14 protein-coding genes are annotated in these 13,385 nt (G+C 70.1%); 6 read left to right on the top strand and 8 right to left on the bottom strand.

Going from position 1 to position 13,385, the window contains the following annotated elements; all coding sequences use genetic code 11:
- Nucleotides 1-102: 102 nt before the first annotated feature.
- A complete protein-coding gene (locus LNW72_RS04140; RefSeq protein ID WP_250974085.1) occupies nucleotides 103-828 on the top strand; it encodes a phosphatase PAP2 family protein in 726 nt (241 codons plus the stop codon).
- Nucleotides 829-1,029: 201 nt separating this feature from the next.
- On the top strand, nucleotides 1,030-1,680 hold the full coding sequence (locus tag LNW72_RS04135) for a LysE family transporter (RefSeq protein ID WP_250974084.1): 651 nt from the start codon (nucleotides 1,030-1,032) through the stop codon (nucleotides 1,678-1,680).
- Between the two features lie 127 nt (nucleotides 1,681-1,807).
- On the opposite strand, the gene LNW72_RS04130 is transcribed toward LNW72_RS04135, so the two are convergent.
- The 3 genes from LNW72_RS04130 to LNW72_RS04120 all read right to left on the bottom strand — a co-directional run bounded on the left by LNW72_RS04130 (nucleotide 1,808) and on the right by LNW72_RS04120 (nucleotide 5,317).
- A complete protein-coding gene (locus LNW72_RS04130) occupies nucleotides 1,808-2,260 on the bottom strand; it encodes an HIT family protein (protein ID WP_250974083.1) in 453 nt (150 codons plus the stop codon).
- A gap of 112 nt (nucleotides 2,261-2,372) precedes the next feature.
- Entirely contained in the window at nucleotides 2,373-3,131 is a 759-nt protein-coding gene (locus LNW72_RS04125; RefSeq protein ID WP_250974082.1) for a class I SAM-dependent methyltransferase, read from the bottom strand.
- A 245-nt stretch (nucleotides 3,132-3,376) separates the two neighbouring features.
- Nucleotides 3,377-5,317, bottom strand: a complete 1,941-nt coding sequence (locus LNW72_RS04120; RefSeq protein ID WP_285369259.1) for a phosphocholine-specific phospholipase C — start codon at nucleotides 5,315-5,317, stop codon at nucleotides 3,377-3,379.
- Between the two features lie 276 nt (nucleotides 5,318-5,593).
- Between LNW72_RS04120 and LNW72_RS04115 the strand changes: the two genes are divergently transcribed.
- Together LNW72_RS04115 and LNW72_RS04110 are read left to right on the top strand one after the other, a co-directional pair.
- The gene (locus LNW72_RS04115) at nucleotides 5,594-5,785 is read left to right on the top strand and encodes a hypothetical protein (RefSeq protein WP_250974081.1); all 192 of its coding nucleotides are present in this window, start codon (nucleotides 5,594-5,596) and stop codon (nucleotides 5,783-5,785) included.
- 208 nt (nucleotides 5,786-5,993) lie between these two features.
- Nucleotides 5,994-6,755: a hypothetical protein gene (locus LNW72_RS04110; RefSeq protein ID WP_250974080.1), complete on the top strand. Its 762-nt coding sequence runs from the start codon at nucleotides 5,994-5,996 to the stop codon at nucleotides 6,753-6,755.
- A 142-nt stretch (nucleotides 6,756-6,897) separates the two neighbouring features.
- Here the strand turns inward: LNW72_RS04110 and LNW72_RS04105 are convergent, their stop codons facing one another.
- From LNW72_RS04105 to LNW72_RS04095, 4 genes are all read right to left on the bottom strand, one after another.
- Nucleotides 6,898-7,155, bottom strand: coding sequence for a DUF6296 family protein (locus LNW72_RS04105; RefSeq protein WP_250974079.1), 258 nt, complete (start codon nucleotides 7,153-7,155; stop codon nucleotides 6,898-6,900).
- Between the two features lie 103 nt (nucleotides 7,156-7,258).
- Complete coding sequence (locus tag LNW72_RS42030; RefSeq protein WP_374117134.1) at nucleotides 7,259-7,420, bottom strand: carbohydrate-binding protein; 162 nt, start codon at nucleotides 7,418-7,420, stop codon at nucleotides 7,259-7,261.
- A 113-nt stretch (nucleotides 7,421-7,533) separates the two neighbouring features.
- The gene (locus LNW72_RS04100) at nucleotides 7,534-9,534 is read right to left on the bottom strand and encodes an ABC transporter ATP-binding protein (protein ID WP_250974078.1); all 2,001 of its coding nucleotides are present in this window, start codon (nucleotides 9,532-9,534) and stop codon (nucleotides 7,534-7,536) included.
- A 320-nt stretch (nucleotides 9,535-9,854) separates the two neighbouring features.
- A complete protein-coding gene (locus LNW72_RS04095) occupies nucleotides 9,855-10,382 on the bottom strand; it encodes a GNAT family N-acetyltransferase (RefSeq protein WP_250974077.1) in 528 nt (175 codons plus the stop codon).
- A 200-nt stretch (nucleotides 10,383-10,582) separates the two neighbouring features.
- On the opposite strand from LNW72_RS04095, the gene LNW72_RS04090 reads away from it, so the two are divergent.
- Both LNW72_RS04090 and LNW72_RS04085 read left to right on the top strand, forming a co-directional pair.
- Nucleotides 10,583-11,563 (top strand): aldo/keto reductase, encoded by a 981-nt coding sequence (locus tag LNW72_RS04090; protein WP_250974076.1) that lies wholly within the window; start codon nucleotides 10,583-10,585, stop codon nucleotides 11,561-11,563.
- Nucleotides 11,564-11,795: 232 nt separating this feature from the next.
- Nucleotides 11,796-12,305 (top strand): RICIN domain-containing protein, encoded by a 510-nt coding sequence (locus LNW72_RS04085; protein WP_198357883.1) that lies wholly within the window; start codon nucleotides 11,796-11,798, stop codon nucleotides 12,303-12,305.
- Nucleotides 12,306-12,564: 259 nt separating this feature from the next.
- Here LNW72_RS04085 and LNW72_RS04080 read toward each other — a convergent pair whose 3' ends face one another.
- Nucleotides 12,565-13,263 (bottom strand): SDR family oxidoreductase, encoded by a 699-nt coding sequence (locus tag LNW72_RS04080; protein WP_250974075.1) that lies wholly within the window; start codon nucleotides 13,261-13,263, stop codon nucleotides 12,565-12,567.
- Nucleotides 13,264-13,385 lie beyond the last annotated feature (122 nt).

Below are 13,385 nucleotides of genomic sequence, written 5' to 3'. Positions count from 1 at the left end.
TGCACGGACCCCAGAGCACATCCCGCATCCCCGCGTACAGCCGTCCCCTCGCCGCATGCCCCGGGCCCGTCCGCCCGGTGAGCCGACCGTGAAAGGCCGATCATGCAGAACGCGACTCACCTGTCCGAACCGCCGCCGCCTCCACCACCCGTGGCGCCGCCGCGGCACCATCTCCCCGCCATCCCGCCCCGGGGCGCCCTGGTGGCGGGCATCACCCTGCTGTTGCTGGCCGCAGGCATCGGACTGATGCTCCGCGGTGACCGGCCCCCGTTCTTCGAAGGCCTCGACGAGCGCTGGCTGGTGTGGACGACCGGGGCGCGTACGGGTACGGCCTCCGACCTGGCCCGCGATCTCGACCGGCTGGGCGGGCCGTTGGGCCTCGTCCTCCCCTTCGGCCTGATCGGCTGCCTGTGTGTGTACGGGCGTTGGAGGTCGGCGGTGTTCGTCTTCACGTCCGCCGTCCTCGCGAACATCCTGGTGATTCTGCCGCTGAAGCAGGTGGTCGACCGTCCACGTCCGCCCCGGCCGTGGGTGCTGGTGAACAGCGGCTCGTTCCCGTCCGGCGAGGTCTTCACCGCGACGACGCTGGTGATCGCGGTCGCCGTGGTCGCGTTCCGCCCCCGCGCGCGGCGCTGGTGGTGGCTGATCGGCGGCTCCTATGTCGCCGCGATGATGTGGAGCCGTACCTGGCTGCACGCGCAGTGGCTCAGCGACACCGTCGCCGGGCTCCTGGCCGGCGCCGGAACGGGCCTGCTGCTCTGGCTGGCCTTCGCGCCGCTGCTCAGGGGGGAAGCGGTGCGCGCGGCCGCCGACCGGCTGTGGGAGTGACGGCAGGACCGCCCGGTGCGCCGCGGCAGACCCGCTACCTTGGCGGCGGGGGCGGCCGGGCACTGGACGACAGGGCGTGGGGCGGCCGGGCACGTGGTGGTCGGGCATGTGTCAGCCGGGCACGTGGTGGCCCGGCACGGGGCAGTCGGCCACGTGGTGGCCGCGCAACGACACCGTACGACCTTGAGGAGACGTAGCGCTGTGCGAGAGCTCGCTTTGGGGATCGCTCTGGGTTTCAGCGCCGGCATCAGTCCGGGACCGCTGCTCGCGCTGGTGCTGTCCGGGACGCTGCGGGGCGGTCTGGGCATCGGGTTGAGGGTCGCCGCGGTTCCGCTGCTCACCGACCTGCCGGTGATCGTGTCGGCCGTGACGGTACTGGCGATGCTGCCGGACTCGGCGATCTCGATGGGCGGCGTCGTCGGAGGGATCTTCCTCCTGTACCTGGCGCTGTCCACGCTGCGCGAGGCCCGGACCGCGCAACTGCCCAGCCGTGACGGGTCGGATGCCGGGGACCAGGCGAAGCGGGCCCTGTGGCAGGGGGCGCTGGCCAATCTCCTCAGCCCGCACCCGTGGATGTTCTGGCTCACCACGGGTGCGCCGCTGCTCGTCGCGGCCTGGCGGCACGGGTCACTGGAGGCCGGGTCGTTCCTGTTCGGGTTCTACCTCCTGCTGGTGGGCAGCAAGGCGTCGCTGGCCCTCGTCATCGCCCGCGCCCGGCACCGGATCGGAACGCGGGGCTTCCGCTGGACGCTCGCCGGCTCCGGCGTCCTGCTGATGGCCGCTTCCGGGCTGCTGCTGGCGGAGTTCGGACCCGGGCTGGTCGCCGCGTTCCGGTCGACGGCCGACTCGTGAACCCCGGCGAGCTGCTCCAGACGACCGTTCCGGATGAAGGCCCGGAACGCTCAGGAGACAGCGGGGTGTCGCCCCCGCTGATGTGTGACCCGGTGTGCTGGTCATGACGGCTGGTCATGACGGCTGGTCATGATGTGAGTTCACGACGGAGGGCGCGGGCGATTTCGTCGGCCCGGTCGGCCTGCACACACTCCTGCTCGGGGCGTTGGAGCAGGCCGAACACGTGGGGGCCCCGCAGTTCCCGGGGCAGATCCGCCATCCTCGGCACGATGTGGAAGTGGACGTGGGCGAAGCCCTCGGCCTCGGCGAACTGTATGACGTAGGTCTTCGTGCACCCCGTCACCCGGTGCAGGGCCCGGGAGAGCCTGACCTGCCAGGTTCCGAGTGCGGCGGCCTCCGCGTCGGTGAGGTCGTGCACCGCGGTGACGTGGCGGCGGGGCAGGAGCACCAGCCAGCCGGGTAACGCTGTGTCGAGGGCGTGGACCACTCGCCAGTGCTCGTCGGCGACGATGCGCTCGCGCGGCGGCAGGTCATCGAACCGGGACTCCTTGCCGCACGCGTAGCAGTTCGGTATCAGCATGCCCCTGAGCCTAGGGTCGGCCCTCAGGCCGGGGGGCGATGTTCGGACAGGGCGGCGATCCGGTTCGGGACTCCCGGAACAGCCGAAACTGCTGAGCGGACTGCCGAGCCGGCTACCGAGCGGACCACCGGGCCTCGGCGTCGCGGCGGAACAGGGCCGTCCACAGGAAGGGCTCGCCGAAGTACGGGGACTCGGGCGGTTCGTCGTGCATGCGGCGCAGTTCGATCTCTGTCAGGTCGGAGAAGATCCAGCGCAGGGACTCCGGGGTGTAGGCGAGTCCGCCCTGGAGGCCGGATTCGCGGTAGAAGTCCGTGTCGGGGAGTTCGGAGCCCATGCCGGCTTCACCCGCCGCGAAGCAGGTGAGGGCGAGATGCCCGCCGGGGGCGAGGGCGCGGTCGAGGAGGGCGAGGTAGCTGATGCGGCGGTGGGGCGGCAGGTGGTGGAAACAGCCCGAGTCGTAGATGAGGTCGTAGGGGCCGTTCAGTTCGGTATCCGTGAGGGCGAAGGCGTCGGCGCAGTGGAACCGGATGTCGGCTCCCGCCTCGCGGGCGCGGTCCTCGGCCCAGGTGATGGCGGCGGGGGAGAGGTCGACGGCGTCCACCTCGAAGCCCAGCGAGGCGAGGTGGAGCGCGTTGCGGCCGGGGCCGCAGCCCAGATCGAGCGCGCGGCCCGGAGCGATCAGGCCTCGGTCGAGGTAGGAGGCCAGGCTCTCGTCCGGCCTCGCCACGAAGAACGGCACCGGCCTTGAACGGTCCGCGTAGAAGCCGTCCCACCAGTCGGCCGCGCCGGCCGTCCAGCGATCGGCCCCCGGCGCGAACAGGCCGTCGAGGAGCTGCAGAACGTCGTCGACCGTACGGATGTTCCGGTCCATCCGGACCCCCCTTCGCGAAGGGCAATCCTATGCCAGAAACCGACGAAAGACCAGGTCGGGCAGGGTATGGAGGAGGTGCTGAGGGGTGATCTGCGGGCCCGCGCGGCGGGCCTGGCGCGCCTCACCCCAGACCCCGCGCACTCGCCCGTCCACACCTCCGCCCAAGGCCGTGAGGGAGGCATTTCCCGTCACCCTCAGGTTGCTCTTCCTGTCGGTCCGGGCGGAGTTCCGGCGCGGGCGGCGGGTCAGTGCACGGTTCCGGCGTAGCGCTGGACGAACCCGGTGCCGGTGCCCGCCGTGACGGTGACGTCGTAGCGGCCGTCGTCCAGCGGCCAGGCGAGGGTGGTGCGGGAGCCGGGGGCCACCGTGACGGTCTGCGCGGTGCCGGCGTGGTCGTTCGGGGTGATGGTGAAGGTGACTCCGGTCAGGCCGTCGTTGACCAGGTTCAGGACGAGGGATTCACCGGGGGACGCCGTCACCGACGGCACCGCGGCGGCGTTCTGGCCGGCGCGGACGACGGTCCCGGCGAAGCGGCGGACGAAGCCGTCGGGGCCGTGCACGCTGAAGTCGTAGCGTGCGTCGGCCGCCGACGTGACCCACGTGTACGCCTTCGAGCCGCCCGGGGCGACCGTGAACGGGGTGCCGGCGAAGGGGTGAGTGATGTTCGGGTACACGGTGTAGTGGAAGCCGGCCGTCCCGGCGTTGGTCATGGTGCAGGTGAGTACACCGGTCGCGCGGTCGACCGCGAGGTCGGCGCCCGGGGCGTAGGGCAGTCTGCGATGCGGCCGCGCCGCGGTCTCCTGCGCGGGCACGTACTGGGTGCCGGCGGCCGGCAGGGCGACGGCGGGGAGTTTCGCTCCGGCGTCGGCCTTGGCCATCAGCGCGACGGTGTCGGGCAGTTCGGGGATCGTGTAGTCCGGGTCGGTGAAGTCGAAGCAACTGGTGAGGTCGCCGCACACCGTCCGGCGCCAGGCGCTGATGTTCGGCTCCTGGACGCCCGTCACCTTCTCCAGGAAGCGCAGTACGGAGGTGTGGTCGGAGACCTGCGAATTGACGTATCCGCCACGCGACCAGGGGGAGGCCACCCACAGCGGCACCCGGCTGCCCAGCCCGACCGGCCGGCCCTGGGCGAACTCTTCGGGGGTGCCGGCCTCGGGGGTGGGCGGGATCATGTGGTCGAAGTAGCCGTCGTTCTCGTCGTACATCACCAGGAACACGGTCTCCTTCCACAGCTGCGGATTCGACATCAGCGACTGCAGGGCGGAGTTGACCCACCAGGCGCCGTAGTCCGGGCTGGCGGTGGGGTGTTCGCAGTACACGTAGGGCGCGACCAGCCAGGAGACGGTGGGCAGCGAGCCGTCCTTGCAGTGCTGGTCGAAGACGGTGAGATCGAACTTCGTCATCGCGTTGACGTACCGCGGGTCGTTCTTGGGAAAGGTGTGGAACTGCCGGAAGTACGCGAGCGCGCTGTCGCCGTAGTCCCCGGTCAGATCGTCCTCGGTCGGATTGTGGTAGACCCGCCAGCTGACCTTGGCGGCCTCCAGCCGTTCCGCGTAGGTCGTCCAGTCGGCGACGGGATTGTCCGCGCTCGCCGTGTTGTCGGTCCATGGGCCGGTGGTGCCGTCCCGGCCCGGTCCCGAGGTACCGCTCCACAGATAGAGCCGGTTCGGGATCGTGGGGCCTGCCAGTGAGCAGAAGTACGCGTCGCAGAGGGTGAACGCGTCGGCCAGCGCGTACTGGTACGGGATGTCCGCGCGGGTGAAGTAGCCCATGGTGCGCTCGCCCTTGGCGGCGATCCACGCGTTCATCGCGCCGCTGTTGACGGCCTGGTGGCCGGTGGACCAGTCGTGCGGGAGGCCGGCGGCGTTCTGCGCGTTGTACTTCGACGTGTCCATCCGGTACGGGAGCATGACGCCGCCGTCGGTGCGGGCCGGGTCGGGCTGGCGGAAGACGTCGCCGCCGCCGGGGAACTGCAGGGCCTGCTTGTCGCCGAAGCCGCGGACGCCGTTGAGGGTGCCGAAGTAGTGGTCGAAGGAGCGGTTCTCCTGCATCAGGATGACCACGTGCTTCACGTCGGCCACGGTGCCGGTGGGAGCCGCGGCGGCGTCCTGGGCGGAGAGGCCGACCATGGTGGCCGCGCCGGCGGCGCCGGCCGACAGGAAGGTGCGGCGGCTGAGCGGAGTCATCGATCGGCCTTTCGGAGTGGCGAGGGTGGCGATGGCAGCGGCGGCGTCGCAGAGCCGCACAGGAGCGGCGGCGCTCGCGCCCGCATTTCGGCAGGGGCCGGTCGGGTTGACGACCCATCAGTGATCCACGGCTGGCGTGGAGTATTCCATGCGGGTCCCATGAAAGGAATTCTGGAAAAGGTTCTGGATTTGGTGTCGAAAACGGGGCGCCGCCATTGCGGCTGATTATCCGACCGGAGTTCCCTCGTGATAGCCGGCGGTGAGGCGGAACGGGGCGTGCAGCGCATCGCCGACCTGCCGGCCGGCAAGAGCTTCGCCGATTGCGTGCCGAATCCGGCTCATCGGACGGCGAAACTGCTGCGCCCGGCCGAGCGGGGACGTGCCGCGGTGTGGCGGATCGGGTCGGCTCGCGCGGACTTGGGCGCGCGACTGGCCGACACTGTCGGCCAGGAACTGGCTGAATTGTGACAGTCTGGAGTCATCCGGGATGGGTAGATGGGTTAATGCAGGGCGATTCGGACGATAGTTGGTCCATCGGAACACGGTGGGTGACGCGGCGCCAACCTATGTGGTGCGCTGTCCGGATCAGCTCTGGAATGACCCCCGGTGACCGCGCTTGCGGGACGTTTGGGCTTCGGCCCAACCACCATCGGTCTTCAGTCCCATGAAAGCGCTCATGCGAATGCACCGCACCTCCCTCGCCCTGGCCGGATCCGTTCTGCTGGCCACCGGCGCCGCGTGCCTCCTCCCCACCGCAGCACAGGCGGGGGCCGCCGTCACCGTTCCGTGTTCGGAAACCGCGCTCATCGCCGCGGTGAACGCGGCCAACACGGCCGGTGGCGGGACCATCACCCTGACGAAGGGCTGCACCTACACGCTCACCTCCGCCCACGGCAATGACGGCGTCAACGGCCCCGACGGCCTGCCGATCATCACCACGCCGATCGCCTTCTCGGGGAACGCCAACACGATCACCAGGTCGGCGACGGCCGCCGCGTTCCGGATCGTCCAGGTCGCCGCGTCCGGTGGCCTGGCCCTCAACGCGGTCACCCTCAGCGGCGGCAACGCGACGACCGCGGGCCACAACCACGGTGGCGGTGTTCTCAACTTCGGCGCGGTGACGCTGACCGGGAGTGCGATCAACAGCAACACGGCGGGCGGTCTCGGCGGTGCGATCTACAGCAGTGGCGCGGCCGCGGCGGCCACGTTCACCAGCAGCACGGTCAGGAGCAACACCGCGAACCAGGCGGCCGGCATCGCGAGCGCCGGAGCGACGCTCACCATGACCAGCTCAGTGGTCACCCTCAACACGGCAGCCACCCAGCCCGGCGGGATCCACTCCTCCGGAACCTCCACCATGACCACCACCTCGGTGACGGCCAACACCCCGACCAACTGCATCGGCAGCCCACAACCGGTCACCGGCTGCGTCGGCTGACCCCTTCAGCCACCTGAGCCGGATCCCAACCGCGCTCCGGCGAACCGGGCCGTCCGCCACCGCGGGCGGCCCGACCCCGCGGCCCGACCCCGCTCCCGCACCCACGCCCCCGTACCGCAATCCCGTGGTCGTCCGTCATCGGTCATCGGTGGTCGGCCGGTGGCAGGCGATGGACCGCGGAGGGGGACTGGGGGCGCTGTCCGCCGCCGCTCGCGATCATGCGGACCTGTCCCGCGTCACTGATCTCGGCACGGATGATCTTGCTTGCGTCGACATAGATCGGATATCCGCCCGACCCGATCGCGGTCGTCGCGAAAACCTCGACGACCTGCTGGGCGGGTGCGCCGTCCACCGGGAGGGGGTTGGTGAAGGTGAGCTCGAAGCCCGCGCGCTCGGACATGGCGTACTCCCAACGGTGAGCGATACTTCGACGCTACGACCGCCGCCGGTGGCACGCGACCGCAGCCCGTCGCCGGTTCACGCCGGGGCCGGTCATACAGTGGCTACGGCTTGTATTCCTGCCACTTCGTGACGGCTGCTTTGGGATTCCATGCCGAATTCGACGTGTGAGTGGCCAAACAGCGGTATTCCTTTCCCAGGTACGACACCCGGTCATTCTCCGAATACTGCTTCTTGACTTTCCAGTCCGAGAATCCTGCTGCCATGCGAGAGCGCCCCTTCACTGGACCGGCTCACTGCCGACCTACCTGGATCTTCCCACGGCGATCCGGCACGCCCCTCCAGCTCACCGGTCCCCGGCCGGCGGAACCACCCGGATTCAGCGGTCGCCCGGGCCGGGCCGGTCGGCCGTGGCCGGTTGGTTCTGCTGGCCTGGGACCCTTCCGTTGCCGCCGGGGATGTACTGGTCCGCCTGGGACTGGAACATGCGGTGGTAGCGGCCGGCCTCGTCGGCCAGGAGTTCCTGGTGGGTGCCCTGTTCCACCAGGAGGCCTTCGTGGAGGACGTAGATCAGGTCGGCGTGCTGGACGGCCGCCATGCGGTGGGTCACCAGGACGACCGTGGTGGTCGGTGAGCGGAGCCGGCGGATCTTCTCGAAGCAGGCGATCTCCGCCTCGGGATCCAGCGCCGAAGTCGGCTCGTCGACGATGATCAGCGATGCGTCGCGATACCAGGTACGGCTGAGCCCGATGGTCTGCCACTGGCCGCCGGACAGTTCCGATCCGCCGCGGAACTGCAGGGCCAGGAGGGTCTTCATGCCGTGGGGGAGGGCGTTGATGACCGCGTCCGCGCCGGAGAACGCGGCCGCCGCGGCCAGCTGCTCCGGCTCCGGGGTCCGTGCGGGCTTGCCGATCGCCAGATTGGTCTCCGCGGTGAACGGCCACCTCGCGAAGGACTGGTCGAGCAGCGCGATGTGGGAGAAGACCTGATCGCGGTCGGCCTCCGCCAGATCGACCTTGTCCCACACGATCCGGCCGGCCTGCGCCTTGTGGAGGCCGGCGAGCAGCTTCACCAGGGTGCTCTTGCCGGATCCGTTCGTTCCCACCAGCGCCACCACACTCCCGGCGGAGATGGTGAGCGAGATGTCGTCGAGGGCGGGCCGCTCACGATCCGGATACCGGTAGGTGACGTGCTCGAAGCGGATCTCGGCCGGGTGCCGGGGCACCGGAACGCCGCCGACGGGAATGGCGCGGGCGGTGGCTTCGAGGATGTACCGGTCCAGGTCGCCCGCGTACAGGGACTCCTCATGCAGCCGGTTGACGGATCCGACGAGCGCGCCGAGATTCGCCGATCCGGTCCGTACCGCCATGACCGCGGTACCGGCGACCGCCATGCTCATCCGGCCCGACAGCAGCAACCACGCCAGCGTGACGTACGCCAGCAACGACGCGGCGCCCGACAGCGAGGCGGCCAGGAGCTCGGTGGCGGCCTTCTCCTTGGCCAGCCGGGTCTGCTCCGCCTCCGCGGTCCTGGCCATCTGCCCGAAGTGCCGCAGCAGGAAGCTCCCGACGCCGTGCACGCGGGTCTCCTGGGCGGCGCTGCGCCCGGTGATCGATTCTCCGATGACCCGGGCCGCACGCTCGTGCTCGATCCAGGCCATGGTGGAGGCATAGCGGCGCTGGGCCACATGCAGGGCGCCCCACCCGCGCGGCGCCGCGATCAGCATCAGCAGGAACAGGAGCACCGGGTGCAGCACGGTGAGCACCCCGGCCGCGGCGACGAGAGAGAACGTGCCGTTCAGCGTCGCCACCATGGCGCTGATCATCTGGCGGGAGGACTGGGCGCCGAACTGCGCGGAGTCCAGCAGCTTGCGGAACGCCCCGTCCTCGACGGCCTCCAGCTCCACCCGCTCGGCGTGCCGCAGATACTCCTGGGTGGCCAGCCGTTCGACCTTCGGCTCCAGCCGGCCGGTGCTGGCCGTCGACAGGGACGCCGCCACCGCGCTGGTCACGGCGATGACCATGCCCACGATCAGCGCCGGCACCGCCGCGTGCACCCGCGCGACCGTGTCCCCGCTCCCGAACAGCGACTGCAGCACCTCGTTGGTGACCAGCAGTCCGACGGCGTGGGCCGCACCCTGGTAGATCTCGGCCAGGACCATCGTCAGCATGGCGGTCCGGTCGGCCCGCCAGGCCAGCCGTACGGTCCTGCCGACCAGCCGCGGTGCCGAGCGGGCCATGGACAGCGCCGAGTGCTCCAGCATCGTGTACTCGTGCCGGGCCCATCCGTAGTCATAGCGCAGCGCCCCGCCGAACAACAGCTGCTCGCTGTCGGACACGGCCGTCTCGACGGGCTGCGGCCTGCGGAACCACCTCCTCATCGCCACACCGCCCAGGCGTCTGCCGAGCGGGTGTGCGGCGTCGTGCGGCCGGGGCAGCGGCAAGGGAGTACGGCGCGAGTCATGGCGGCGTCCTTCGACGGTCTCGACGATTCGGACTGCGCACAGCACCTGCTGATGCCGTGAGAAGGCCCGGAAGCATCTAGACCTGCCCACCTCCGGTCCGCATCAGCGCTCGGCGAACCGTTGGACGGAAGCACGCCCGGAGCGCGGGCGGGCGCGCGCGATGCGGGGCGCAGCGGAACGGGCGCGGGTACCGCCGCAGGAGGCAGGAGGGCAGGAACAGCCGTGGCCCGACTGCGTCACCGCAGGCTTCGCCGCCACCTGATCTCACCGTCGTGCCATGTGCCGGTGGGCGTCAGTCCGCACGCTGCGGCGACGGCGGCCGACGCCCGGTGGTCCGGATGGACATGGGCGACGAGGGTGAAGGGGCCGTCGACGGGTTGGCCCGCCAGCCAGGCGACCAGGCCCAGCGCCGCCTCCGTGGCGATGCCGCGCCCTTGCCACGGGGTGCCGACGACCCAGGCGATCTCGGCGGTCAGGCCGTCCCCGGAAGGGCCGATCGTCGCCTGGGCCGTGCCCGCCAGGGAGGTCTCCTCGCGCAGCCGGATCACCCAGTTGCACCACGAGACGGCAGGGTCGGGTGCGCCCGCGACCATGCGTTCATAGCGGGCGCGCAGGTCCCGCGGGGTGTCCGGGGTGCCCCCGATGAAGGTGTGCAGGGCCGGGTCGGACAGCGCGGCGGCCATCTCCTCGGCGTGGTCCACGCGGAGTGGCAGCAGTTCCAGCCGCTCGGTGCCGATGGCCGCGGTCCTGATCGTGGGATTCACCGTCCTGGCTTCCGGTCCCGGTCGGCGCGCGCGGCCGAACTGTCCATCCGCTGATGGTGCCTGATGCTGCCGGCCGGAGGAACCGATTTATTCGGATGGGAATCCGGGCCTGTTCGGCGTTGAATCGGTCCGGTAACCCGAGACGACCCGAGGTAACCCGAACCGGTGCGTTCTTCCAGCGGTTCTGAAGGAGAAATGCGATGCAATACACCCGCCTGGGTGCATCAGGACTCGTCGTGTCCCGGCTGGGGCTCGGCATGATGAGTTACGGCGACACGAGCCGGCGCGCCTGGCACCTCTCCGAGGACGAGGCGGAGCCGATCGTGCGGCATGCGGTGGAGCAGGGAGTGACGCTGTTCGACACCGCCGACATGTACGACAGAGGTGCCAGCGAAGTGGTCACCGGGCGGCTGCTCGCACGGCTCTTCGACGACCGTGACGACTATGTCCTCGCCACCAAGGTGTACTACCCGATGAGCGGGAAACCGGGTGACCGGGGTCTGTCGCGCAAGCACATCCTCGCCTCGGTGGACGGCTCCCTGCGCCGTCTCGGTACCGACCACATCGACCTCTATCAGATCCATCGCTGGGACCACAAGACGCCCATCGAGGAGACGATGGACGCGCTCGACACCGTCGTGCGGGCCGGGAAGGTCCGCTACATCGGCGCATCGAGCATGTACGCATGGCAGTTCGCCAAGGCGCAGCACACCGCCGTGCTCGCCGGTGGCACGCGCTTCGTGTCCATGCAGAACCACTACAACCTCGTCTACCGCGAGGAGGAACGGGAGATGATCCCGCTCTGCCTCGACCAGGGCGTCGGCGTCCTGCCGTACAGCCCGCTCGCGCGCGGGCTCCTCGCGGGCGGCCGGGGTCGCGGCGGCGAGCGCACCACCACACGCGGCGGCGCCGATCCGCTCGCCGACCGGCTCTACACGGAAGCCGACTTCGACGTCGTCGACACGCTCCGTTCGGTCGCCTCGGAGCTCGGTCTGCCACCGGCCCGGGTCGCCCTCGCCTGGCTGCTGAACAAGGAGGGCGTGAGCGCCCCGATCGTCGGTGCGACCAAACTCGCCCACCTCCAGGACGCCGTCGGGGCACTGGACGTCACCCTCTCACCGGCACACATGGCGCGCCTGGAGGCGGACTACAGGCCGCACCCGGTGATGGGGCCGGAGTAGCGGCACGCTCGAACCGTGGGCGAGGACCGCGGGTGGAACCGTGGGCAAGAGCCGCGGGCCGAAACGCCGTCCTGGAACGGCGCTTGAGCGGGCCGCATCGCCTATGGACGGACGGCGCACGGTCGGGCACCGTGGGTGATCGCATATCCGGCGCCGGGTGTTCGCTCACCGGTGCACGGGCATGCCCTGTCATCCATCCGGTATCAGGAAACTGGGGTCCTTCGTGAGACACGTGACCAAGGTCTTAGCCGCACTCTCGTCCGCGGCGCTGCTGTCGCTCGGCGCTGCCAACTCCGCCCAGGCGGACAGCCCCGACAACGGCTTCTTCAACAAGCTGACCAACCTGAACTCCGGCATGTGCGCCGCGGTGGGCAACAACTCCACCCAGCCCGGCGCCGGCCTGATCCAGTTCCCGTGTGACAACAAGTACAACAAGCAGTTCTCGTCGGGCTGGGCGGGTACCAGCGCCTACTTCCTCCGGGTCCGGTCGACCGGTCAGTGCGTCACCCCGCAGGGCCCGGCCAACCACGCCCTCGTCGTCCAGTCGTACTGTTCCAACAACGACGCGCAGGTGTGGGTCGCCGAGTCGCTCGGCAACGACAGTTACCGGCTCAGGAACCGCTCCAGCGGCCTGTGCCTGACGGCGGCCTGGGGTATGACCAACAGCGGTCAGCCCCTCGACCAGTCCACCTGCGGTGGATTCAACGGCCAGGCCTGGCGCTTCTCCGCGATGCACAACTGATCGCGTGATCCAGAACTTCCGGGCAGCGGGCTGACTCCTTCGCCGGCCGCTCAGGGGTCGCCCGCACTCCCTTCCCGGGGACGGAATGCCGCGGGACGGCCCGAACCGCCCCCGCCCAGCACGTACGCGACTCCGGCGCAGTTCGCGCGCCCGGGCAGCGCGCGCGCCGGGCGGGGGCTCTCGCTTGTCGTCCGGGCTGCGCACCGTGGGCCGGGAGAATCAGGCCAGGGCAGGTCAGGTCAGTTCAGGCCAGGCCGGATCAGGTCAGCGCCGGGTAGAGGGCGCCCACGCCCCCGGCGAAGCCCGCCTGTACCTGGCGGCTGAGGTCGTCGGCGAGGATCTCGTACGCATCCGCCTCGATGCCGTCGATCGCGAGGGCGGCGACAGCGGCGGGGTCCATCTTCGGAGCGGTGACCGTCGCGGCCATCTCGGTGTCCATGAATCCGACGTGCAGTCCGGCGACCCGGATGTTCTGCTCGGCGAGCTGGACCCGGAGGGCGTTGGTCATCGACCAGGCGGCCGACTTCGCGGCCGAGTACCCGCCGACGGTGGGCAGCGAGATCCACGACAGGACGGACAGGATGTTCAGGATCGTCCCGCCGCCGTTGGCCGCGATCCCCGGTGCGAAGGCACGGATCATCGACAGGGAACCGAAGTAGTGCGTATCCATTTCCAGCTGCAGGTCGCTGAGGTCGCCGGTGAGCAGATCGGCCCCGGTGGAGGACCCCGCGTTGTTGATGAGCAGGGTCACCGCGCCGGCCGCCTTGGCGGCTGCCGCGACCGACTCGGGGTCGGTGACGTCAAGGCTGATCGGGATCACGCCGGGCACGTCGATGGTGTCGGGGTTGCGCGCTCCGGCGTAGACGGTGGCGCCGCGGGCCACGAGCTCGGTGGCCAGCAGCCGGCCGAGGCCGCGATTGGCGCCGGTGACCAGGGCGGTCTGTTCGGAGATGATCATGGCGGAACTCTTCTCATGGAGCCTCGGACCAAGCTTGCAAATTGCAAGCTTGCACAAAGAAAGCTAACATGGGGGCTTGCGGCTTGCAAGCTGCAAGTCGCAGAAGGCAGTGAAGAGGCAGT

This window comes from Streptomyces sp. RKAG293 (assembly GCF_023701745.1).
Taxonomy (GTDB): Bacteria; Actinomycetota; Actinomycetes; order Streptomycetales; family Streptomycetaceae; genus Actinacidiphila.
The sequence above is the reverse complement of the archived record's forward strand: the minus strand, read 5'-3'. Positions and strand labels throughout refer to the sequence as shown.